This window comes from Mycobacterium syngnathidarum (assembly GCF_001942625.1).
GTDB classification, from domain to species: Bacteria; Actinomycetota; Actinomycetes; order Mycobacteriales; family Mycobacteriaceae; genus Mycobacterium; species Mycobacterium syngnathidarum.
On the sequence record NZ_MLCL01000019.1, the window covers coordinates 21,548 to 43,480 of the forward strand.

The following is a 21,933-nucleotide window of genomic DNA, read 5'->3' on the forward strand; positions in this document are numbered from 1 at the left end:
TCCTAGCGTTGGGTACTGCCGGCGTCAACCGGCAGGCTGACCGCGGTGATATAGCGGGCTTCGTCCGAAGCCAGGAACAAGCTGGCATTGGCGATGTCGACGGGCTGCACCCACGGCACGGCGAGCAGGTTCATCTGCGTGGCGGCGGCGGCGAATTCCTCGCGGGTGGGCGGACGGTCCAGGTCGGGCCGGAACCCGCTACGCACGGCATCGTTCTGGATCAGCGGTGTGTCGACGTTGGTCGGGTGCACACAGTTGACCCGCACACCATGGGGCGCCAAATCATGGGCAAGGCTACGCATCAGCCCCACGACACCGTGCTTGGCGGCGGTGTAGTGCGCGACGCCCACCAATCCTCGGAGACCCGCGATCGAACTGGTCAGAACCATCGACCCCGTGCCGCGTTTGATCAGGTGCGGCGCAGTGGCAGCGCAGGTGTTCCACACCCCGGTCAGGTTGATGTCGAGCATGGTGCGCCACGCCGCCTCGGAAAGTTCGATGGCGGCGCCTCGCGACGTGATTCCCGCAGTCGCGCAGACGATATCGATCCCATCGAACTCTGTGGCGCCGCGGTCGACAACGTCATGGAGTTCGTCCGCGTTCCGGACGTCGACAATCCCGGTGACGATCCGACCGCCCGCCTGCCCGACGAGGCGAACAGTTTCTGCGAGATCCTCTGGTGCGCTGGGTGGCACCTGCACCGAGTCGATCGGCCCGCACACATCGACGGCGATGATGTCCGCGCCTTCTTCCGCGAAGCGCACGGCCTGGGCGCGGCCGATGCCGCGCGCAGCACCGGTGATCACAGCGGTCTTGCCCTTCAACCGGCCGGTCATGTCGTCTTCTGGGTGAGGCCGGCGTCGACGACGAGCTGGGTGCCGGTGATGTATCGAGCTTGGTCGGAAGCCAGGAAAACCGCGGCATTGGCCACATCGATAGGTTCCACCCACGGCACCGGGAGCAGGTTTCGCGCGGTGAGCACTTCGATTGCATCGGCTTCGGTGGGGTTGTCCAGATCTGGCCGCAACCGCTTATAGGTGTCGGGGTTTCGCACCATCTGCGTCGCGACTGCCCCGGGATGGACTGTGTTCACCCGGATACGTTGCGGCCCGAGTTCATTGGCGAGTGTGCGGGCGAGGCCCACCGCCGCGTGCTTACTGGCTGTGTAGTGGGCGGTTCCGGCGGTGCCGCGTAATCCATTGGTCGAGCTGATGATCACCACCGTTCCGCCTTCGGAACCAATATGGGGCACACCGGCTTTGACGGTGTGCCAGACACCGGTCAGGTTGACATCCAGATTGCGTTGCCATTCCCGGGGGCTGATCTCCCACGCCGGCCTGTTCGCCGTGTGAATACCCGCATTGGCGATGATGATGTCGAGTCGGCCCAACGTCGTCACACCCGAGTCGACCGCGGACGTGACCTCGGCGAGACTGCCGATGTCGGCCGTACCGATGGCACAACGCCTGCCACGGTGCCGCACTCGCTCGGCCGTCTCTCGTAGGTCGTCGGTGGCCTCAGTCCGGTCGAGCGCGATGACGTCTGCCCCGACGTCGGCAAAGCGTTCGCAATGCACGCGTCCGGTACCGCCGCCGGCGCCGGTAACCAGGACAACCTTGTCCGCCAGACTCGGCACTAGGGCGCCTTCAGCAGTTCGAATCCTCTGTATCCATCGGCCGCTGCCTCGTTGCAGATATCGAGGTACACGCCGAAGCCGCCGATGAACAGCATGAACATCCGAGGCTTGCCGGGCACGTTGGCGCCCATGTACCAGGAGTTGGCCTTGGTGAACAGCGTGGCGTCGGCACGCTCGGCACATTCGGCGATCCAACTGTCCACGGCATCAGGCGTCGGTTCGATTGCCGCGTAGCTGTTCTGGTCGAGATACTCGATGGCGTCGGCGATCCAGTTCACGTGGGCTTCGGCATGCAGAACCATGTTGGCCAGCACCGCCGGTGCCCCGGGACCGGACACCAGGAACAGGTTGGGGAAGCCATCGGTACCCAGACCCAGGTAGGTGCGGGGCCCGTCGGCCCAGTCGTCCGCCAGCTTCCTGCCACCCCTGCCCACGATGTCGATCTTGGCCAGCGTGCCGGTCATCGCGTCGAACCCGGTGGCCAACACCAACGCGTCGATGCCATAGTGCGCGTCGGACGTGTTGATTCCCGTTTCGTCGATCGATTCGATCGGCGTCTTACGGACACTCACCAGCTCGACGTTGGGACGGTTGAACGTCTGGAAGTAGTTGGTATCGGTACAGATCCGCTTTGTCCCGATCGGATGATCGTCGGGAATCAGCAACTCGGCCAGATCCGGATCGTCGATCACGGCACGGATCTTGTTCTCGTAGAACTTGCGGGCTTCCTCGTTGGCTTCCAGAGAGACCATCTGATCGGTGAACGTCTTCGAGAACAGCACTCCGCCCAGTTCCCAACGCTTCTCGAAGGCATCGTGACGCTCTTCGGGCGTGGCTTCCATGGTGAGTTTGGGGTGTGCGACATGTGGTGAGCCACCGCCACTGCGCCAGGACATCCGGCGCCGCTCGGCATAGTTGGCCTTGGTTTCGGCAACCTCATCCTCCGTCAGCGGCCGGTTACCGGCCGGCACGCTGTAATTCGGGGTACGTTGAAAGACATAGAGCTGCTCGGCCTGTTCGGCGATGATCGGGATGGACTGGATCCCTGAGGATCCGGTGCCGATGACGGCGACGCGCTTGCCGGTGAAATCCACATCCTCATGCGGCCAGTGCGCGGTGTGGTAGACGTTGCCGGCGAAGCTGTCCAGGCCCGGGAAGTCAGGAGTCATCGCCGCCGACAACGGGCCGGTGGCCATGACCACGAACCGCGCGTCAACGGTTTCTCCGGCATCGGTGGTGACGGTCCAGCGCAGCGTCTGCTCGTCGAGCACCGCCGAACTCACCCTGGTCTCGAACGTGATGTCGCGGCGCAGATCGAGTTTGTCGGCCACCCAGTTGATGTATTTCAGGATTTCGGACTGGGTGGCGTACTTCTCGGTCCAGGTCCATTCCTGTTGGAGTTCCTCGGAGAACGAGTAGCAGTAGTCGACACTCTCGACATCACAACGTGCACCCGGGTAGCGGTTGAAGTACCAGGTGCCACCCACCTCCGGAGCGGCCTCGAAGACTCGCACCGACAACCCTTGCGACCGGAACTTGTGCAACGCGTACAGGCCACCGAAGCCGGCGCCCACCACCACAACATCTACGACGCTCATCGATCCACTGCTCACAGGGCGAACGGTAGGCGCCGATCACGCGCGCGACCGCCACAGTTCCCGGTCACCGGACCGCAAGACCTGACGTCCCGACCACCGGAATCGGCGGATTGCCTCATCGGCTGCATCGGCGAGAATTTCGGCCCATGACCGACCCGAGCCTCCAGACCAGACGGAGCGTCGTTGTCACGGTGGCCGATGTCATCGATGAAAGCCCCGACGCTCGTTCTCTGGTTTTCACCGTGCCGCAGGACCAGCAGGAGCGATTTTCGTATCGACCCGGACAATTCCTGACGCTACGGGTGCCAAGCGAGCTGACCGGATCGGTGGCCCGGTGCTACTCCCTCGCCAGCTCACCGCACAGCGATCCCGCCCCCAAGGTGACGGTCAAGCGCACCGCCGACGGCTACGGTTCGAATTGGTTGTGCGACAACGTCGATGTCGGCGACACCCTCGAGGTACTGCCGCCTTCGGGGTTGTTCACCCCGGCAAGCCTCGACACCGACTTTCTGCTGTGGGCAGCGGGCAGCGGAATCACTCCGGTGATGTCGATCTTGAAGTCGGTGTTGTCGGCCGGCACCGGGCGGGTGGTCCTGTGCTACGCCAACCGCGACGAACGCTCGGTGATCTTCGCCGGCGAACTACGCGAACTCGCCGCCCGCTACGCAGGCCGGCTGACGGTGCTGCACTGGTTGGAGTCGATTCAGGGCCTGCCGACCCACGCCCAGCTGAGCGGATTCGCCCACACCGTTTTCGCCGGGTCCACGGGATTCGAGGCCTTCGTCTGCGGGCCAGCCCCGTTCATGGCGGTCATCAAGGAGACTCTTCTCGAGGCCGGTGTCGAGCGGGACCGGATTCACCTCGAGGTGTTCCAGTCGCTGTCCGGTGACCCGTTCGCCGATGACACCACCGCACCGGCAACAGTTTCCGACGAAGATGACGCCGCCGACCTTCAGGTCGATCTGGACGGCACCAGTCACCGGCTGAGGTGGCCACGCCAGGCGACGTTGGTCGACGTGTTGATCCGCTCGGGTGTCGACGTTCCGTATTCCTGCAAGGAGGGACAGTGCGGATCTTGCGCGGCCACGGTGGTTCGCGGCGAGGTGGACATGGCCGCCTGCGACATTCTCGAACCCGAGGATATCGCCGATGGGGTGATCCTCGGCTGCCAGGCACGTCCGGTCTCCGACGACGTCCACGTCGAGTTCTGAGCCGTCCGTCCCCACATTTCCACTGACCGGGATTGGCCCCCGCCGCCCGGATCAAAGCGGTACACCATCAGTACAGCCCTCGACGATAGGACCGAACCATGACTGAGCGCGTAATCGACCGGGTGCGCGACCTCGCCGACCAGCTGCGCCACCAGGGCGCCGAAGCCGAGAAGATCGGCAAGCTCACCGACGAGACCGTCAAGATGATGAAGGCGTCGGGAAACATCCGCCTGTTGCAACCCAAGGCTCATGGCGGCTTGGAGGTCCATCCGCGCGAATTCGCCGAGACCGTGATGGCCACCGCGGCGCTGGACCCCTCGGCCGGATGGATCAACGGCGTGGTGGGCGTGCACCCGTACCAGCTCGCCTACGCCGACCCGAAGGTCGCCGCCGAGATCTGGGCCGACGACGTCGACACCTGGGTCGCATCTCCCTACGCACCGCAGGGGGTGGCCACGCCCGTCGAGGGCGGCTACATCTTCAACGGGCGCTGGCAGTTCAGCTCGGGTACCGATCACTGCGACTGGATCTTCCTTGGCGCGATGCTCGGTGACGCCGAAGGAAAGCCACTGATGCCGCCGCAGATGCTGCACATGATCCTGCCGCGCAAGGACTACGAGATCGTAGAGGACTCGTGGAATGTGGTGGGACTGCGCGGAACCGGCTCCAAGGACGTCATCGTCAAGGATGCGTTCGTACCGTCCTACCGGACGATGGACGCGATGAAAGTCATGGACGGCACCGCCCAGCGCGAAGCCGGGATGACCGAAACGCTGTACCTGATGCCGTGGTCGACGATGTTCCCCCTCGGCATCAGCTCGGCGACCATCGGCATCGCCGAGGGCGCGCTGGCCGCCGCCCTCGATTACCAGCGCGAGCGGGTCAACTCCAGCGGAGTGGCGATCAAGGACGACCCCTACGTCATGTACGCGATCGGTGAGGCCGCCGCGGACATCAACGCGGCTCGCCAGGAGTTGCTGGCCAATGCCGACCGCATCTACGACATCGTCGACTCGGGCAAGGAAGTGTCGTTCGAAGACCGGGCCGCGGGCCGGCGCACCCAGGTGCGGGCGGTGTGGCGCGCGGTGTCGGCGGTCGACGAGATCTTCGCCCGCTGCGGTGGCAACGCCGCCCGGATGGACAAACCGCTGCAACGGTATTGGCGCGATGTGCATGTCGGCCAGGCCCACGCGATTCACGTTCCGAGCACGGTCTATCACGCGTCGGCCCTGAGTTCGCTGGGCGTGGACCCGCAGGGCCCCCTGCGGGCGATGATCTGAGAGGACAGCTCATATGGGACTGATCAAGAGTCTTGGCTACGTCACCGTCGCGGCCTCCGATATCGAGCGCTGGCGGCACTTTGCGTTCAACGTGCTCGGCTTTGCCACCGGTACCGGGCCCGACGAGTCCGCGTTGTACCTGCGGATGGATGAGCGCGCCGCCCGCATCATCGTCGTGCCCAGCGATGTCGACAAGATCCTCACCGTCGGGTGGGAGGTCCGCGACCACGCCGACCTGGAGCGGGTGAAAGCAGCGCTCGATGCCGCCGGTGTGCCGTTCAAGCAGCTTTCACTCGAAGAGACCGATGCCCGGCGGGTCGAGGAGGCCATCGCGTTCGAGGATCCCGCCGGCACGGCGCTGGAAGTTTTTCACGGCCCGGTCCTCGACCACTCCCCGGTGGTCACGCCGTTCGGCGCGAAGTTCGTCACCGGCGATCAGGGGCTCGGGCATGTGGTGTTGCCCGCGCTCGATGTCAACGGCTTGTTCGAGTTCTACACCGAGGTACTGGGTTTCAGGTCTCGTGGAGCGTTCCGCGTCCCGGTGCCGCCGGAGTTCGGACCGGTGCGGGTCCGCTTCATGGGTGTCAACGAGCGCCATCACAGCCTGGCGATCTGTCCCGCACAAACGCTGCGCGACCCCGGGTTGATCCACCTCATGGTCGAGGTCGACACCCTCGATGCGGTCGGCCAGGCACTGGATCGCGTCAACGCCGAAGGCTTCCAACTGTCGTCGACGCTGGGTCGGCACACCAACGACAAGATGGTGTCGTTCTATGTGCGCGCTCCGGGCGACTGGGACATCGAATTCGGCACCGAGGGCATGCGGGTCGACGAAACCTACTACACGGCAGAGGAAATCACCGCCGACAGCTACTGGGGACACCAGTGGGTCACCGATCTACCGAAGGCCATGCAACCGTGACGCGAATCGACGACATCCTGCCGATCCCGGTCAACGCGGTCACCGAGTGGGCCGACGAGGCCGACGTGGTGATCGCCGGTTATGGCGTGGCCGGCGCCGCCGCAGCGGTCGAGGCGGCACGCGCGGGCGCGGACGTACTGGTACTCGAACGCACCGGCTCATGGGGCGGAGCCGCCTCGATGGCAGGTGGCTTCATCTACCTCGGCGGTGGGACCGAGATCCAAAAGGCCTGCGGGTTCGAAGATTCCGTCGACAACATGGCAGCATTCCTCAATGCGGCGATGGGGCCCGGCGCAGATGCCGCGCGCATCGCGGATTACTGCGAGGGCAGCGTCGCGCACTTCGACTGGCTCGTGGGTTGCGGGGTGCCGTTCAAATCCGAGTTCTTCGGCGAACCCGGCTGGGAGCCGATGGGCGACCAGGGACTCATGTACAGCGGTGGCGAGAACTCGTATCCGTTCAACACCATCGCCACACCTGCCCCGCGCGGGCACCTGCCGCAGATGCAGAACAAGAAGCAGGGCGAGTCCAGCGCGGGTTTCATGCTGATGAAAAGCCTCGTCGACACTGCGACCGCGGTCGGAGCGCGCTCGCTCTATGACGTGCGGGTGCAGTCGCTGATCATCGAGTCCGACGGCCGCGTCGCCGGCATTCGGACCCGGCGCTACGGCACCGTGCTGGATATCCGGGCCCGACGTGGAGTTGTGCTGGCCACCGGCAGTTTTGCCTATAACGACGCCATGGTCGCCAGGTACGCCCCGCGCATCGCCGGGCGCCCGGCCGCCTCGATCGAACAGCACGACGGGCAGGCCATCCGGATGGCGCAGGCGCTCGGTGCCGATCTGGCGCACATGGACGCCACCGAGGTCGCCCTGTTCATCGATCCGCAGCAGTTGGTGCGCGGGATTCTGGTCAACGAACGTGGTCAGCGCTACGTCGCCGAGGACACCTATCCCGGCCGAGCCGGCCAGTTGACGCTGTACCACCAGAACAACACGGCCTATCTGATCATCGACGGCGATGCCCAGGAGGAGGCGATGGCCTCGCTCTCTCCCCAGCTGATGATGCGGCCGCCGACTTGGGTCGCCGACACCGTCGCCGACCTGGAGGCTGAGATCGGCCTGCCACCGAACTCGCTGCAAGCCACCGTCGATGCCTACAACGAGGCAGCGGGTCGCGGCGAGGACCCGCTGCTGCACAAGAAGCCGCAGTGGCTCAAGCCGATCAAGTCCCCGGTCGGCGCCATCGATCTTCGCGAGAGCACGGGCGGTTTCACCCTCGGCGGGCTGCACACCACCCTCGACGCCGAGGTGCTGCACGTCAGTGGCGACCCCATTCCCGGGCTGTTCGCTGCCGGGCGCTGCACTGCCGGCCTGGCGGCGTGGGGCTATGCCAGTGGCGTGTCACTGGGTGACGGGAGTTTTTACGGTCGTCGTGCCGGACTCTCCGCAGCCAAGGCATAGCCGCTGTTCACAGCACTATCACCAGATTCATATCGCCTTTACCCCGCCGCGTTTCGCGGCGGGGTCTTTGGTATGGCGCCGCTCGCTTTTATCCAGTCATGTGACAGCACCCACACCCATGTGCTACAAACAGTCATATGACTAATAGTCATATGAGATTCAGGCATATGGCGCCAAAGCGGGAGGTCCTCATGACAATGGCTGTCGAGAAGGCGGGCGAGACGCCCAGTGCCGTCATTGACCGGGTGTCCCTGGTCCTCGATGTCTTCGACGGACCCGGCCGGTTGACGCTGGCCGAGATCGTGCGACGCACCGGTCTGCCACGATCGTCGGCCCACCGGATCCTGGAGCGTCTCGTGCAGTTGCGGTGGCTGCGCCGCGACGGCCGCGACTACGAATTGGGCATGCGGCTGGTCGAGCTGGGATCGCTGGCGCTGCACCAGGACCGCATCCACCGTGCCGCGATCCCCCTGCTTCGCGATCTGCACAGGGCCACCGGACTGGTCGTCCACCTGGCGGTACTCGACGGATCCGACGTCGTATACCTGGAGAAGATCGGCGGTCAGATGGTGGCAGCCATTCCGACACGTATCGGGGGTCGGCAGCCCGCACACTGTACGGCGGTGGGCAAGGCGATCCTGGCCGACAATTCATCGGCCGAGGTCAATCTGGCCTCGCGGTTGACGCGGTTTTCGATCAGCACGGAACGGCAACTGGAAGCCGAGTTGGCAAAGGTCCGTGCCCACGGCGTCGCATTCGAGCGGGAGGAATCGCTCACCGGATTCGGTTGTGTGGCAGCACCGATCGGTCCGGCCGGCGCCGCCGTCGCGGCGGTGTCGGTGTGTGGTCCGATGAGCCGGATGGCATTCGATCAGCGGCTGGCTGCTCCGGTGCGGATGACGGCCATGGGTATCTGGCGCAATGCCGAAGATGGACCTCATCGAGTGGTCCCCACCCTGCAACCTGTCCGGCCGCTCCGCGTAGGTGGCCCCGTCGGGCCGCGGACCTCTGCCACGCTGGTCCCGGCATGACGCTCGATCCACAGATCGCGGAATTGATCGAGACACTGGATTCAGGCTTCCCGCCGGTACACACGATGACCGGCGCGCAGGCCCGCGCCGCGATCCGCAGCCGGTTCGTCGCCAACCCCCAGCCCGAGCATGTGGCTTCCGTTACCGACCACCAGGTACCTGTCGACAACGGTCGTATCGATGTGAGGGTCTACCGACCCGAGGCCTCCGAACCGCTGCCCCTGCTGGTGTACGCGCATGGCGGCGGGTTCGTGTTCTGCGATCTCGACAGCCACGACGGGCTGTGCCGCAACCTTGCCAATCTCATTCCAGCTGTGGTGGTTTCGGTCGCCTACCGGCTGGCCCCCGAGCACCGCTGGCCGACCGCCGCCGAGGACCTCTACGCCGCCACCCGATGGGCAGTCGATCATGCAGCCGATTTCGGCGCCGACCCGTCACGCGTCGTCGTGGGCGGCGACAGCGCCGGAGGCAACCTCGCCGCGGTGACCACCCTGATGTCCCGCGACCGTGGTGGGCCGGACCTGGCGGCACAACTCCTGCTGTACCCGGTGATCGCCGCAGATTTCGATACCGACTCCTACCGGCTGTTTGGCCGGGGCTTCTACAACCCGCGCCCGGCACTGCAGTGGTACTGGGATCAATATGTTCCCCAGGCCGCCGATCGACGCCATCCGTACGCCTCACCGCTGACCGGTGACCTCAGTGGTCTACCGCCGGCCGTCGTGGTTCTCGCCGGCCATGATCCCCTTCGGGACGAAGGCATCGCCTATGCCGACGCGTTGGAGGAGGCGGGGGTGCCAGTGACCCGGCGCCCCTTCGACGGGGGCATCCACGGTTTCATGACGATGCCGATGCTCGACATCGCCCACCGGGCCCGGCGAGAGGCCGGCCGGGCGCTAAGTGATCTGCTCGACCCCTAGCACCGCGCCGTAGCGTTGGTCAGGGTCGAGCACACAATGGGTGCGGCTGAACACCGTCACCATGCACTTGTTGTTGTGGTTGCAGCGGCTGCGTGAGTCGGGATCGGCGATCATCGTGTTGACCCGGTCCGGTTCACGCAGCAACGCCCGGCCCATGGCAAAGAAATCGAAACCTTCCCGCATGCCTGTCTCAAGGTGTTCGCGATCGTTGATGCCGCCCAGCAGAATCAGTTTGGTGTTGCGCATGAGCGGCACGAACTGCCGGGCGGCCTCCAACATGTAGAGGTCTCGATACGGATAGACACCCATCGTCTGCTTGCCCACCAGGCGGACCGCCGGCCGCAATGCCGGCGGCATCACCTTCGCGAACTCCTTGACCGGGACGTCGCCTCGGAACAGGTACATCGGCTTGTACACCGACGAACCCTGGGTCAGTTCGATGGCGTCGAGGGTGGCATCGGTGTCGAGAAGTTGGGCTGTCCGCAACGCCTCGTCGATCCAGATGCTGCCCGGGAGCCCGTCGTCCATGTCGAGTTTGGCGATCACCGCGATCCGATCACCGACCACCTCGCGTACCCGCGCCGCAATCTCGCGCACGAACCGCGATCGGTTGTCGATGTCACCCCCGTACTCGTCCTTACGACGATTGATCAGCGGACTCAGAAACGAGCTGGGTAGATAGAGATGCCCGAAATGCAGTTCGACGGCATCGAATCCGGCGTCGACAGCCACCTGCGCGGCTTCGCCGAACTGGTCGATCACCTGAGCGATCTCGGCGCGGGTGATCTCACGGCAATAGGCGAAAGAGGTCGGGTTGATGAATCTACTCGGCGCCACGGCGGTGACACCGGTCAGCTTTTTCTGCGCCACCACCCCGGCATGGCCCAGCTGCGCCGAAATAGCCGCCCCCGCACCGTGTACCGCGTCAGCGAGCCGGCGCAGTCCCGGTAGAGCCTTGCTGTCCATGACGATCTGGCCAGGTGCGCTCGCACCCTGGGGAGACACACAGCAGTAAGCCACGGTGGTCATTCCGACGCCGCCCTCGGCGAAGCTGCGATGGAAATCGATGAGGTCGTCGGTGACCAGCCCATTGGGTGAGCGGCCTTCGGACGTGGCGGCCTTGATCACTCGGTTGCGCAGCGTCACGGGCCCGAGCTGGGCCGGGCTGAACGGATCGGTCATCGCCATACCATCGCGCCGACACACCCTGTCGTCAACGGTGGTTTCCCGATGGCCGGGAACGCTGTGCCACCGTCAAGGCGGTCGATCGTAATCTCGGTTCATGGCTGAGGTTTTCGTCGTCGATCGGGTAGTCACCAGGCCGGGCTGCGCCCAGAAGTTCATCGACGCCTACTTGGCCGGGTATGCCCCGGGTGCCCGCGATCGCGGCATGACGCTGCGCGACGTCGTGGTCAGCCCGCCCGTCTGGTTTGAAGACCGATCCAACGTGGTCACCGCTACCTGGACGCTGCCCAGCCCCCAGGCCTGGTGGCAGATGACCTGGCAGGGCCGGCCCGACCCTGCCGTTGCGCGGTGGTGGGACAGCATCACCGATGTGGTGGTGGAACGCAGCCGCGAAGTGGCATCCGCTGCCGATGCCATCACCGATGTCTCACCCGCCCTGCCCGTCACATCATCCGGCGCTGCCACACTCGGGGTCACCCGCTTGCTCGACGTCGACGAATCCGACCGCGACCGCATCCTGGGCGCCCTACGCGATGCAGCCGAACACAGCGGAGCGTCGAGAGCGTTGGTAGAGCCGACACTGCCGGGTTCACGCAATGGTGGCGATATCCTGGTCCATCTGCGGTTTGCAAACGAAGATGACTGGCAGAAGAGCGATTTCGACGATTCACTGGCGGACCCGGCGATCACGCGCGTGAATGGAGTGACCTACCAGGGAGCTCCGCTCCGCCGCGGCAGTGGCACCGTGTACCGTGCACTCCTGCTGCGGGTACCCGCGGAGGTGGATGCCGAGACCGTCGCAACATTCGAGAGTGAACTGTCGATGATGCCCCGATACGTCCCCACCATCACCGCGTGGCAGCTCAGCCGGGTGGGGCAGGCCGTCGGCACCAGCGAATGGACCCATGTCTTCGAACAGGAATTCGCCGACGTCGACGGACTGATGGGCCCCTACCTCATGCATCCGATCCACTGGGCGGTGGTCGACCGCTGGTTCGATCCCGAGACCACCGACATCATTGTCCGCGATCGGGTATGCCACAGCTTCTGCGACCTTCCCGCTCCCGTGCTCTCCTGACCTCCCGCCTAAGCGGCTGCGGGTGGGGGTGGTTCGAACGGTGTGTACCACCACCAGTCGGCGCGTTCGCCCGTCGGGCCGCGGTAAGACGGGACGTCGGGTAAGGGTGTGGTCGGCGGGCGGGCCAGTGACCCGCCGGGTAATCGTTTTCCGGTGTGATCGGTGACGACGAGATGGTCAGCGGGCCCGGCGATGACGATGAGGCCACGATGGTGTGCCCGGTGGTGATACGGGCAGACGAGCACGAGGTTACTGACAAGTCATAAACCTACCTGCTGTCGAGTGATGCATGCGGCTGGACACAGAGAAATGTGAGGTTTCAGGATTTTGCATATGAACGTCGATGCGGTCACGTTCACGTCATTCGCTAGGCGTGAGCAGCTTGACTGGGACAAGCATGCTCGGGTGCCAGAAGCACAAGCGCGATTTCGTCGACGAGCTACGCGCCACCGCTCGCGGCTGGGCAGCCAAGCCCAACTGAACACCACCACCTTGCTCACGCCATGCGGTGCGTTGAACCTTGTCGACGGACCGGGCACTCGCCTGGTGGGTCCATTCAAGAGACCCCGCACGGGTCGGCTTTCAGAGATCGGTGACAGCGCTGTCTAGGGTGAGTCGTATGTTCAATGTGAGCCACGTGTGGCGCAACGGAGTGTTCGCTCGCACGATCGGAGCGTCCTATGACTGGGTGTTCGGGCACCAGCGCCTTGCTGTTCCATACGGCCGATTGGTGATGGGTGCCGATTTGTCGCGGGCGTACGAGATGATGACCCTCGTCGCCGACATGCCCGATAGTGCCGCGATTCTTGATGTTCCGTGCGGAGGGGGAATCACACTGCGCCACCTGGGCGATGGTCAGCGTGTTCGGTATGTGGCGATGGATATCTCTCCGGCGATGTTGACTAGGGCACGAGGTCGTGTCCCTGCTTCGTTGGACAGCCAGGTGGAGTTCGTTGAAGGCTCCATCGAGCGAATGCCCTTCTCTGACAGTGAGTTCGACCTGTGCGTCTGCTTCAACGGCCTGCACTGCCTACCGGATCCCGGGGCCGCTGTGCGCGAGGTAGCCCGGTGCCTGCGCCCCGGAGGGCGACTTGTAGGCAACTTCGCTGTCCGCGGCGAAGTCCGCCGTGCGGACATCTACATGCGCATACTGCGGGCGACCGGCGCCTTCGGCCCAGGTGGAACGGCCGACGACGCCCGACGGTGGTTCACCGATGCCGGGCTGCGGATCGATACCCTCGATTGTGCCGGGGCGATGGCCTATTTCGAGGCGAGCCGACCCGGATCGTCCCCCGTCCCGCACTGACATGGCGCGGACGGCCGAGCCTCGTCCCGGAGCAGTCGACGCGGACCTCTGCGTAGCCCGTTGACAGGCACATCGCCACCGGCCGGCTGGCCGGACCGTGCCCCCGATCGATCGCCGAACCACCGCGGATCACTCATCAGAGATGGCATCGATGATGTTCAACTGGGCGGCACGCCGCGCTGGTGGGTACGCACCCGCCAAGCAGATCACCAATGCCGTGACGATATACACCGGCGTCAGGAGACTGAGCGTGAACGGCACGACGATCGACGTCGCCGCGCCGAGGACCACCGTGCCCAGATAGTGCAGAATCTCGCCGAACACCACACCGATCACACCACCGACCAGACCCAGGGAGAGCGCCTCGCACAGAACGACTCGGGAGGTCTGAGTCTGGGAGGCGCCGAGGGCACGCAGCACGCCGAGTTCTCTGCGCCGGTCCATGACCGAGAGCATCAGCGTGTTCAACACCGCGATCGCCCCGATCAGCGCCACGATCCACTGCGTCATCACCGCGAGCACACCGATCTGGGCGAAGATCCCGCGCGTGGCATCGAGCGCTTCCTGGCCGGTGTACACACTCAGGGTCGGCGGCACGACCTCACGCACGGCCCTCATCGTGTCGGCTGTATCAGCGTCACGTGCGAACTGAACCTCCAGATACGTGGCACCGTCGCGGCGCAACCACCGCTGCATCACATCGAGCGAAATTGCTACCAGCCCGGCATCGAGCGTCACGTAGTCGATGACCTGCAATATCCGAGCGGAGTGAAGTCCGGTAGCCGACGGGAACTGCAATGTGTCGCCCACCGACAGCTTGAATGTCTTCGCCAGTTGACGCGACAGCACGACGCCGTCCCCTCGCGAAACCTGTTCGCGCACCTCGGGAGTCATGGCGTGGAAGGCGGGCGTGGTGGAACGGGCATCAGCGCCTTCCATCAAGACACGGGCAGTACCGAGGTTGACATAGGCGTACTGAACCGGCAGAACCGTCGTGACCCCTGGAACGGCTGCCACTCTCGCTGCGAGATCGTCCGGCAGCAGTGGGCCGGTGGGAATCATGTCCTTTGTCGTCGCTGAAATGAATGCATCTGTGTCGCCGAGCGCGGACACGGTCTGTATCCCGGCGTTGGTCATGTTGGTGAGAGCACCGGATGTCGCGGTGCCGACGGCGACCACCAAAGCGACGGTCATGGCCGTCGCCCATGCACGGCGAGGGGCCCGCTTGATGACCGTCGCTGCCAGGATCCCTGACGAACCCATCGCGGCGGCGACTCTCACTGCCGCGCGAGTCAGCCACCGCTGCAGCGCGTATGCCGCCGCCAGACCGCCGGCCGCGCACAGAGCGGCCGCCGCGATCGCGCGCTGGTCATGTACGGACACCGCGAGCAGGGCTGCCGCCGCGAGGCAGATCACCGCGATCACGCCAACGCTCCGGCGTAGCGGTTGATCACGCTCCTCGCTGTCGCTGATGTCGCGCCCCGCCATAGCCTCGATCGGCGTAGTCCGCAGGACGCTGCGCGCGGCGATGATGGAGGCGATCACCGTCGTCAAGGTGGTCGCGAGGAGGACCAACGGCAGTGCGCTCAGGGGCACCACGTAGTCGATATGCGCGTCGATGGTCTGTACGAGAAATGGCGGCAGCATCCGCACGGCGACCATGCCGGCGACCAGCCCGATCGGTATCCCGATGAGTCCGCCGATGACGCCGAGGAGAGCCGCCTCGATGACAAGGTCCCCACTCAATGACCGTGGTTCGCCACCGAGCGCGAGCAGGCTGGCGATCCGTGGGCGTCGTTGCGCTGCGGTCATATTCATCGAGTTGAACACCAGGAACCCGGAGACCACCAGGGCGATCGCGCCCACCAGCAGTGTCGAATACCGGGCGAGGGCCATCGCGTTGCTGGTCTGCACCGATCGGAACTGTGGCGTGGCCACCACCGCACGCCCCGCCACGACAGTCCTCAGATCGCTTTGTAGCTGGGCGATGTCAGTGCCCGGCTTGGCGACAACGAAGATAGAGTCGATCTGCCGTGGACGGTCGGTGAGTCGTTGGGCAATACCGATCAAGGACACGGCGAAGCGGCCCCCGTTGAGTGCGCGGGCGGCGTCACCGTCGACCACGACCGCAACCCGCTCGGTCCATGTTCCGAGGTGCAGCATGTCGCCGGTCTTGACACCGAGGCCAGGCCCGGCGATGACGCCGTCAGTGGGCAGCCCGTGGCCGATCTGTTCCTGAAGTGAATTGGCAAGGGGACTATGTACATCTCGGATGCCCGCGTCGATTCCCAGAACCACGATGCGGTCCCCGCCCACGCCGACAGGCTGCCGCACAATCGGGGCGACGGAAGCTACCCCAGTCTGGCGGCGTAACTCGGCCACCAGATCCTGCGACATGCCCGAATCCGCCACTGAGGTGACCTCGATGTTGGCATCACCACCCAGACCCTCCGATACCGCGGCAACCGATCCCGTGATCGACCCGTAGATGCCGATAATGGCGACCAACAGCGCCGCCGCCACCGCTACAACGCCCAACGAGGTCCCCGTGCGGCCGCGGTGGGCATACATCTCCCGCAGATTGATCAATCGGAAACGCGATGCCGCGGAGGCGATCACTGCGGCATCAATTCCGTGACGTCGTCCGCCACGACCTTGCCGTCGCGCATCTCGACGACCCGGTCGGTTGCGTCGGCGACATCGCGATTGTGCGTGACCATGACAACCGTTCGTCCACCACCGCCGTGGGCGAGGTCGGCGAGCAGGGCGATGATAGCTTCGCCGGTGGCCGAGTCCAGGTTGCCGGTCGGTTCGTCGGCGAGAACGATGCGCGGGTTCATGATCAACGAGCGGGCCACCGCCACCCGTTGCATCTGCCCGCCGGACAATTCCGCCGGACGGTGATCGACGCGGTGGCTCAGCCCGACCGAGTCGAGCAACGCGACGGCGTCAGACTTGGCGCTGCGCAACGACTCGCCGTCGAGCAGGCGGGTGATCGCGACGTTCTCCCATGCCGACAGTGTGGGAAGCAGATTGAAGAACTGAAAGACGAATCCCACGCTACGTCGGCGGTAGGCCGCCTGCTCCTTGTCGGTAAGCGCCGTCAGATCGGTGCCGTCCACGCGGACGACTCCGGACGTCGGCCGGTCGAGGCCGCCCATCAGATGCAGCAGCGTGCTCTTGCCGGCGCCGGAGGCGCCGACGATGGCCACGAACTGACCGCTGTGTATCGTCGTACTGACTCCGTTGACGGCTGGGACGGTGACATCGCCAATTCGGTGCTCGCGCACCACTTCCTGCAACTCGACAGTTACTGGCATGGCTGAAGTTTCCTTACGTGGGGGAATGAGGCTACGGATGCGCTACGTCGGGTCACAACCGGGTCGCGTCGTGGCTGGTCATGATGTCCCACCACCATTTTCGGCGACGCGGGGCCACCACCTCGGCCGGCATCACCATGTCCGCGCCGAGACGCATGATGCGTCGGGGCAGCCGAAACTGGGTGCGGACCATGCAGTAATTGGCCCAGTCATAGCGCCACGTGGCGTGGCGGGACAGGACCGCCAGCGAGTCTTCCAATGTGGCGATGAGCTGCCTGATTTCGGCTTCGCCGATGTTCAGCGGCGGGAAGATCCGCATCGCCGGCGTCTTGACGACGGTATTCATCGAGATTCCGGTCATGACGCCGCGATGAATCATCTGCAGCCAGAGTGCCTGTTCGATCAATGAGTTGCGTAGCCGCATCCCGATCATCAGGCCCTGACCCTCGATTCCACAGACCAGCTGCGGGTAGCGAGCGGTGACGCGGCGCAGTTCATTGATGAGCAGTTCGCCCATTCGTTCAGCGTTGCCCGGCAGGTCTTCGGCGACGATCTTGCGGATCGCTGTGGCTGCGGCCGCGCACGCCATCGCGGAGGTTCCCATCTCGGTGTCGAAGGGCAGCGCGCCATGACAGTTGCGCACCGCAGCATGGTAGATCGGTGCGCGCACAATGGCGGCCGACATCGGGACATGCCCACCAGACATCGCCTTCGAGACGATCAGCACATCGGGGACGACGCCTTCTCGCTGGATACCGAATAGGGTGCCGGTACGGCCGAATCCGGTCTGGACCTCGTCGACAACCATGAGCGCACCGGTCTCGTCGCAAAGCCGTCGCACCGCCGTGAGGTATCCGTCCGGGGGCACCGTGACATAGCCACCACCCACGACCGGCTCCACGCACACGAGCAGTACGGAGTCATCGAGGTGTGCTCGGAGAGCCCCGAGGTCACCGTGTGGGATGAACGTACTCGCCGACTGGGGCGCGATGAACGGGTCGGTCAGATGGGGCTGCCCAAGAACCGTCATCGCACCCAATGTCTTACCGTGGTAGCCGGTCGTGGTGGCGATCATCTTGGTGCGACCGGGGCGTGCGAGGCGAGCGACCAGTTGCGCGACTTCAGTCGATTCTGACCCGCTGCCTGTCAGGATCGGGCAGTCCAGATCGCCGGGTGCCAGATCAGCGAGCGTCTCCAGTAGATCCGTGCGCGCGGCGGTCCGGCACTGGACCGGCGCGGAGGCCAGCATCGCGAGCTGCTCCTGTGCGGCGTGCTGAACGTCGGCGTCGAGGTGGCCGAGGGCAAACACCCCGTATCCGGCAGAGAAGTCCAGATAGCGCCGCCCCATCTCATCGATGATGTGGTGCCCGACAGCACCCGCTTCGACGGGGCACTTCCCGGCGTCGAACATCGCTGCCAGCGGTTTGTTGTAGTGCCGCCGGTAGGCCTCGAGCAGGTTGGACCGGATGGTTCTGGCTTCGGTCACGATCAACTGGCCGCCTTCTGCCGCGTATGCTCGGCGGCTTCTTCCAGAATCTCCAAACCCGCGTCGATCTCGCCGGTGGTGGCAATCAGCGGCGCGCGCAGACCAGTCCACGACGTAGCGAACCGGCCGGAATGCAACAAGAGTCCCTCGCGACGCGCCACCGCGCTGACCGTCGCGGCGATTGCCGCACTGCGCCAGTGAACGGCGGCCAGGTGACCCGCACCTGCGCTGTCGAGGATCAGGTCGGGAAAACGATCGGCCAGCGCAACGAGCCGAGCCGCGATCGTCGCACCGTGTGCCGCGCATTGGCGGGCCACATCGTCTCGAATGATAACGTCGAGCGCCGCCACGGCCGAGGCGCATGCCAGGGGGTTTCCACCCGTGGCGCTGCCGTGCATCCACGGGCCGCAGTGTCCGTACACCCGATCGTTGATGGCTTCGGTAGTGACATACGCCCCCACGGGCAGGACACCGCCGCCGAGGGCACTCCCCAGAATGACGATGTCGGGCACGACATCGGAGCGATCGCATGCCAGCAGATTCCCAGTGGCGCCGAGACCGGTGGCGGTCTCGTTGACGATCAACAGCGCTCCGACCCGTTCGCAGACCTCACGGACACCGGTCAGGTATTCGACGCCGGGTATTGCCAGACCCTGTCCGGTCGCGATCGGTTCGACGACGATGCCCGCGGGTCGATGATCACTGGCCGCGCGGTGCAGCGCCGCCAGATCCCCGAAACGGACGAACCGGGTCCGGAACGGGGCGCCCGTCTCAAGATCCGCCACGCTGCGGACCGAGGACACGGCGGCTGCCCCAGCGGTATGGCCGTGGTCGGATCCGCTGGCGGCAACGAAAGTGGACCGTCCGGAGCGGCGTTGGTGGCCCAGTGCGAGTTTCAGCGCACCTTCGACCGCCTCCCCCGCCGAGTTACACGGATAGGTCACACTCAGATCGCCAGGCAGGACCTCCGCAAGGCGAGTGACGAGGTTGGCCAGCGGGTGGTTCAGAAACATCCGGGTCGACTGCGGCAACACGTTCATCTGGGCAGCCACCGATGTGAGGACGGCTTGGTGACCGTACCCGAACAACGATGAGGAGAAATCCAGCAGTGTCGTGCCGTCCGCTAGGGCCAGCGTGGCGCCCGACCCGGCGATCACTTCCGACTGCGCGCCCGTGTACTTCCCGGCAAACGCGTTCCCATTGGCCATCTTGGCCTTCGCCGTCACCCCAAAAACTCCCTCCCGCCGCGGACCGTCACGCCGCCAGCGGCAAGCACTAAACAGCCTGACACACAATGGATTACATCGGGCCACCCGACGTTGCCGCGACACCGTCGTAAATCAGAACCGGCGGCGTCCGAGCGGCGTCGTTCATAACACCACACTCCGCTGTTACTGGCGAACGAACCCCAATTGAACAGTTGCCCCAGAGCGTCCGGTGCATTTACCGCACGTCCGAATGTGCAGACACGGCCCGCGTCGAACGGCGAAAAGCGTTGCATAACAATGCGCCGTTACGGTGCGAGGGCTGGCGAAACCTTGACCGGAACGTTCCACTTCGACAGCGTGACTGTCATGGACTGGCTGGCGCTGAGCTTGATGAGCGCACGCACCAGAACCGGGTCGCCAGCCTTGCGGATCCATACTGTCAAGTCGGCGGGGCCAGTCGCCTCAGGCACCAGGCCAGCGGCCTCATCGGCGGGGATCGTCGCGGTCACCTTGGTGGTGTCGACACCGTCGATCGATTCGGATCCAGCGACTTGGGCGGATTGCGCGCCGTTCAGCAGATGGGGCAGACCCTGCCGCGCGTCGATGATCGCAGGCGGTATCAACGCAGAGGTGGCACCAACGTCGTTCCATACGCCGCCCTGCTTGACCGAGACGGTGTCATTCGCGATGACAAGCGGTGCCGTTTCACCGTTTTGGTAGGTGACGGTGCCGTTCACTACCAGTGGGCTGGCCTGTGCATCGCCGTCGACAGCCGTCGCCTGCCCGAGGCGGTCGAACTGCCCCTCGAGGGCGATACCGACGTGAGCGCTGGCCAACGTTTTCGTCGCGTTCGCGCCGGCGCCGAGCAGATTCTGCGCCTCTGGATCGGCGCTTTCGGTCGTTACCGGTGTGGGAGCGGCGTCGTCAGACGAACATCCCGCGACGGCAGGCAAGGTCACGACGACTACCGCGGCGAGCACCGCGATTGCTCCCCGACGGCTCATGACCGGTGACCATACCGACCGGTGGCTACGCGCCGTCGCCTCGGCCAGCCCGCGGTTCCTACGCAAAGGGGCCGTGTGGTCGGAAAACACCTCGACAAGGGTGTGCAACTGCCAATATGTCCGCACTTGCACACCATCCGGGCAGGAAGCGCACCGGCGCCGCGTGTCGGGGCGCTGTCAATGTTGCTCGCCACAGCCAAACAGATACGTTGTTCCCTATGGGGGCACCGACATCTGTAGCCAACGCGGGCTTCGGTGATGAGACGGTCTCGGCACGGGTCCAGCACAGCATGCTCCAGATCGAAGAGCTAATAGGGACCGAACTGATCGCCGCCGATGCCGTGCTTCGCGAGGTGGTCTCGCAGCGAACTGGATCCGCTGCAAGCCGATTCCGCCCGCTGTTCACTGTGCTCGCCGCTCAGCTGGGGCCATATCCGGAAGCACAGCAGGTGAGCGTCGCCGGATCGGTGATCGAGTTGGTTCATCTGGCCACGCTTAACCACCACGGCGTGTTGGACGATAGCGCCATCCATCGCGGCACCGACTGGGCTACCGCCCGGTGGCACAACAACATTGCAATACTGGCCGGTGATTACCTCTTCGCGACCGCCTCGCGGCTGGTCGCTCGACTGGGTCCCGACGCGGTGCGGGTGATCGCCGATACGTTCGCGCGGATGACCACCGGCCAGATGCGTCAGAGGTGCAGTCCTGGCAGCGACGGCGATGTCATCGAGCACTACCTGCGGATCGCCGATGAGAAGACCGCGTGCCTGATCGCGGCGGCGGGACAATTCGGCGCGACTGTCTCTGGCGGCGGCCAGCGACACGTCGAGCGACTCCGCCAGCTGGGGCGCCTGGTGGGGCTTGTTTATCAGATTGCTCAGGACATTCGGGCGATCAGCACTGAATCTGTCGGAACGAACCCCATCACGTCCGCCGACCTGCGCGTGGGTGCGCACTCTCTGCCTGTCGCGTATGCCTTGCGTGAGCGAGGTTTTCGATCCGATCGGCTGCGGCGGGTACTCGCCCTTCGGCTGACTGAAGAGTCATGGGCCGAAGCCCGGCAGCTGGTCGGATCCTCGTCCGGAATTGCGATGGCTCAGCAGACACTCCGTCGCTACGCCGCGCGGGCACAGGAGAGCCTCTCCGTATTCGCCGACACCCCAGAGCGCCGCGCGATGGCCGCATTGGTGGACCGTCTGGTGGCCGCCGATGGGTCGCTGTACTAGGCCGAAGTTACGGCTGCTGAAATGGGTGAATTCCTGGGTTGACCTGGGGATTCATC

General features: G+C 65.0%; 18 protein-coding genes and 1 pseudogene. 9 read left to right on the forward strand and 10 right to left on the reverse strand.

The window, feature by feature from the left end; translation table 11 throughout:
* Positions 1–2: 2 nt before the first annotated feature.
* From BKG60_RS04095 to BKG60_RS04105, 3 genes are read right to left on the reverse strand one after another with little or no spacing between them, the layout of a single operon-like run.
* On the reverse strand, positions 3–836 hold the full coding sequence (locus BKG60_RS04095; RefSeq protein ID WP_070947173.1) for a mycofactocin-coupled SDR family oxidoreductase: 834 nt from the start codon (positions 834–836) through the stop codon (positions 3–5).
* Positions 833–1,636: a mycofactocin-coupled SDR family oxidoreductase gene (locus tag BKG60_RS04100; RefSeq protein WP_070947174.1), complete on the reverse strand. Its 804-nt coding sequence runs from the start codon at positions 1,634–1,636 to the stop codon at positions 833–835. Before BKG60_RS04100 ends, BKG60_RS04095 begins: the two co-directional genes overlap by 4 nt.
* The gene (locus BKG60_RS04105; RefSeq protein WP_070947010.1) at positions 1,636–3,234 is read right to left on the reverse strand and encodes a flavin-containing monooxygenase; all 1,599 of its coding nucleotides are present in this window, start codon (positions 3,232–3,234) and stop codon (positions 1,636–1,638) included. Before BKG60_RS04105 ends, BKG60_RS04100 begins: the two co-directional genes overlap by 1 nt.
* 146 nt (positions 3,235–3,380) lie before the next feature.
* On the opposite strand from BKG60_RS04105, the gene BKG60_RS04110 reads away from it, so the two are divergent.
* The 6 genes from BKG60_RS04110 (at position 3,381) to BKG60_RS04135 (ending at position 10,061) form a co-directional block, all read left to right on the forward strand.
* Positions 3,381–4,445, forward strand: a complete 1,065-nt coding sequence (locus BKG60_RS04110; RefSeq protein ID WP_070947009.1) for a ferredoxin--NADP reductase — start codon at positions 3,381–3,383, stop codon at positions 4,443–4,445.
* 98 nt (positions 4,446–4,543) lie between these two features.
* Complete coding sequence (locus BKG60_RS04115; protein ID WP_070947008.1) at positions 4,544–5,725, forward strand: acyl-CoA dehydrogenase family protein; 1,182 nt, start codon at positions 4,544–4,546, stop codon at positions 5,723–5,725.
* Between the two features lie 13 nt (positions 5,726–5,738).
* Entirely contained in the window at positions 5,739–6,647 is a 909-nt protein-coding gene (gene bphC, locus BKG60_RS04120) for a biphenyl-2,3-diol 1,2-dioxygenase (protein WP_070947007.1), read from the forward strand.
* Positions 6,644–8,110 carry an FAD-dependent oxidoreductase gene (locus BKG60_RS04125; protein ID WP_070947006.1) on the forward strand — a complete coding sequence of 489 codons (1,467 nt, stop codon included), beginning with the start codon at positions 6,644–6,646 and terminating at the stop codon, positions 8,108–8,110. Before bphC ends, BKG60_RS04125 begins: the two co-directional genes overlap by 4 nt.
* A gap of 191 nt (positions 8,111–8,301) precedes the next feature.
* Positions 8,302–9,141, forward strand: coding sequence for an IclR family transcriptional regulator (locus tag BKG60_RS04130; RefSeq protein WP_070947015.1), 840 nt, complete (start codon positions 8,302–8,304; stop codon positions 9,139–9,141).
* Entirely contained in the window at positions 9,138–10,061 is a 924-nt protein-coding gene (locus tag BKG60_RS04135; protein ID WP_070947005.1) for an alpha/beta hydrolase, read from the forward strand. Before BKG60_RS04130 ends, BKG60_RS04135 begins: the two co-directional genes overlap by 4 nt.
* On the opposite strand, the gene BKG60_RS04140 is transcribed toward BKG60_RS04135, so the two are convergent.
* Positions 10,038–11,243, reverse strand: a complete 1,206-nt coding sequence (locus BKG60_RS04140; RefSeq protein ID WP_083339436.1) for an NADH:flavin oxidoreductase — start codon at positions 11,241–11,243, stop codon at positions 10,038–10,040. The genes BKG60_RS04135 and BKG60_RS04140 overlap by 24 nt on opposite strands.
* Before the next feature lie 439 nt (positions 11,244–11,682).
* On the opposite strand from BKG60_RS04140, the gene BKG60_RS04145 reads away from it, so the two are divergent.
* Positions 11,683–12,324 (forward strand): Dabb family protein, encoded by a 642-nt coding sequence (locus tag BKG60_RS04145; RefSeq protein WP_070947014.1) that lies wholly within the window; start codon positions 11,683–11,685, stop codon positions 12,322–12,324.
* Between the two features lie 8 nt (positions 12,325–12,332).
* Here BKG60_RS04145 and BKG60_RS32320 read toward each other — a convergent pair.
* Positions 12,333–12,581, reverse strand: a pseudogene (locus tag BKG60_RS32320) (HNH endonuclease); the annotation flags it as partial.
* Between the two features lie 362 nt (positions 12,582–12,943).
* Here BKG60_RS32320 and BKG60_RS04155 point away from each other — a divergent pair.
* Entirely contained in the window at positions 12,944–13,630 is a 687-nt protein-coding gene (locus BKG60_RS04155; protein WP_070947003.1) for a class I SAM-dependent methyltransferase, read from the forward strand.
* A gap of 129 nt (positions 13,631–13,759) precedes the next feature.
* On the opposite strand, the gene BKG60_RS04160 is transcribed toward BKG60_RS04155, so the two are convergent.
* The 5 genes from BKG60_RS04160 to BKG60_RS04180 all read right to left on the reverse strand — a co-directional run bounded on the left by BKG60_RS04160 (position 13,760) and on the right by BKG60_RS04180 (position 20,624).
* Complete coding sequence (locus tag BKG60_RS04160; RefSeq protein WP_131823452.1) at positions 13,760–16,219, reverse strand: ABC transporter permease; 2,460 nt, start codon at positions 16,217–16,219, stop codon at positions 13,760–13,762.
* A gap of 26 nt (positions 16,220–16,245) precedes the next feature.
* On the reverse strand, positions 16,246–16,842 hold the full coding sequence (locus tag BKG60_RS04165) for an ABC transporter ATP-binding protein (protein WP_242671570.1): 597 nt from the start codon (positions 16,840–16,842) through the stop codon (positions 16,246–16,248).
* 160 nt (positions 16,843–17,002) lie between these two features.
* The gene (locus tag BKG60_RS04170) at positions 17,003–18,436 is read right to left on the reverse strand and encodes an aspartate aminotransferase family protein (protein ID WP_070947001.1); all 1,434 of its coding nucleotides are present in this window, start codon (positions 18,434–18,436) and stop codon (positions 17,003–17,005) included.
* Between the two features lie 2 nt (positions 18,437–18,438).
* On the reverse strand, positions 18,439–19,662 hold the full coding sequence (locus BKG60_RS04175) for an aminotransferase class III-fold pyridoxal phosphate-dependent enzyme (protein WP_070947000.1): 1,224 nt from the start codon (positions 19,660–19,662) through the stop codon (positions 18,439–18,441).
* A gap of 287 nt (positions 19,663–19,949) precedes the next feature.
* The gene (locus BKG60_RS04180) at positions 19,950–20,624 is read right to left on the reverse strand and encodes an LppX_LprAFG lipoprotein (protein ID WP_165617863.1); all 675 of its coding nucleotides are present in this window, start codon (positions 20,622–20,624) and stop codon (positions 19,950–19,952) included.
* A gap of 314 nt (positions 20,625–20,938) precedes the next feature.
* Here BKG60_RS04180 and BKG60_RS04185 point away from each other — a divergent pair, with 314 nt between their 5' ends.
* A complete protein-coding gene (locus BKG60_RS04185) occupies positions 20,939–21,877 on the forward strand; it encodes a polyprenyl synthetase family protein (RefSeq protein WP_341350324.1) in 939 nt (312 codons plus the stop codon).
* The last annotated feature ends 56 nt before the right edge of the window (positions 21,878–21,933 follow it).

What these genes read in the sequence shown, in the direction of transcription:
- BKG60_RS04155 (WP_070947003.1), top strand. Translation starts at nt 12,944, where the DNA reads ATGTTCAATGTGAGCCACGTGTGGCGCAACGGAGTGTTCGCTCGCACG.
- BKG60_RS04110 (WP_070947009.1), top strand. Translation starts at nt 3,381, where the DNA reads ATGACCGACCCGAGCCTCCAGACCAGACGGAGCGTCGTTGTCACGGTG.
- BKG60_RS04130 (WP_070947015.1), top strand. Translation starts at nt 8,302, where the DNA reads ATGACAATGGCTGTCGAGAAGGCGGGCGAGACGCCCAGTGCCGTCATT.
- BKG60_RS04185 (WP_341350324.1), top strand. Translation starts at nt 20,939, where the DNA reads ATGCTCCAGATCGAAGAGCTAATAGGGACCGAACTGATCGCCGCCGAT.
- BKG60_RS04105 (WP_070947010.1), bottom strand. Translation starts at nt 3,234, where the DNA reads ATGAGCGTCGTAGATGTTGTGGTGGTGGGCGCCGGCTTCGGTGGCCTG.
- bphC (WP_070947007.1), top strand. Translation starts at nt 5,739, where the DNA reads ATGGGACTGATCAAGAGTCTTGGCTACGTCACCGTCGCGGCCTCCGAT.
- BKG60_RS04140 (WP_083339436.1), bottom strand. Translation starts at nt 11,243, where the DNA reads ATGACCGATCCGTTCAGCCCGGCCCAGCTCGGGCCCGTGACGCTGCGC.
- BKG60_RS04095 (WP_070947173.1), bottom strand. Translation starts at nt 836, where the DNA reads ATGACCGGCCGGTTGAAGGGCAAGACCGCTGTGATCACCGGTGCTGCG.
- BKG60_RS04115 (WP_070947008.1), top strand. Translation starts at nt 4,544, where the DNA reads ATGACTGAGCGCGTAATCGACCGGGTGCGCGACCTCGCCGACCAGCTG.
- BKG60_RS04135 (WP_070947005.1), top strand. Translation starts at nt 9,138, where the DNA reads ATGACGCTCGATCCACAGATCGCGGAATTGATCGAGACACTGGATTCA.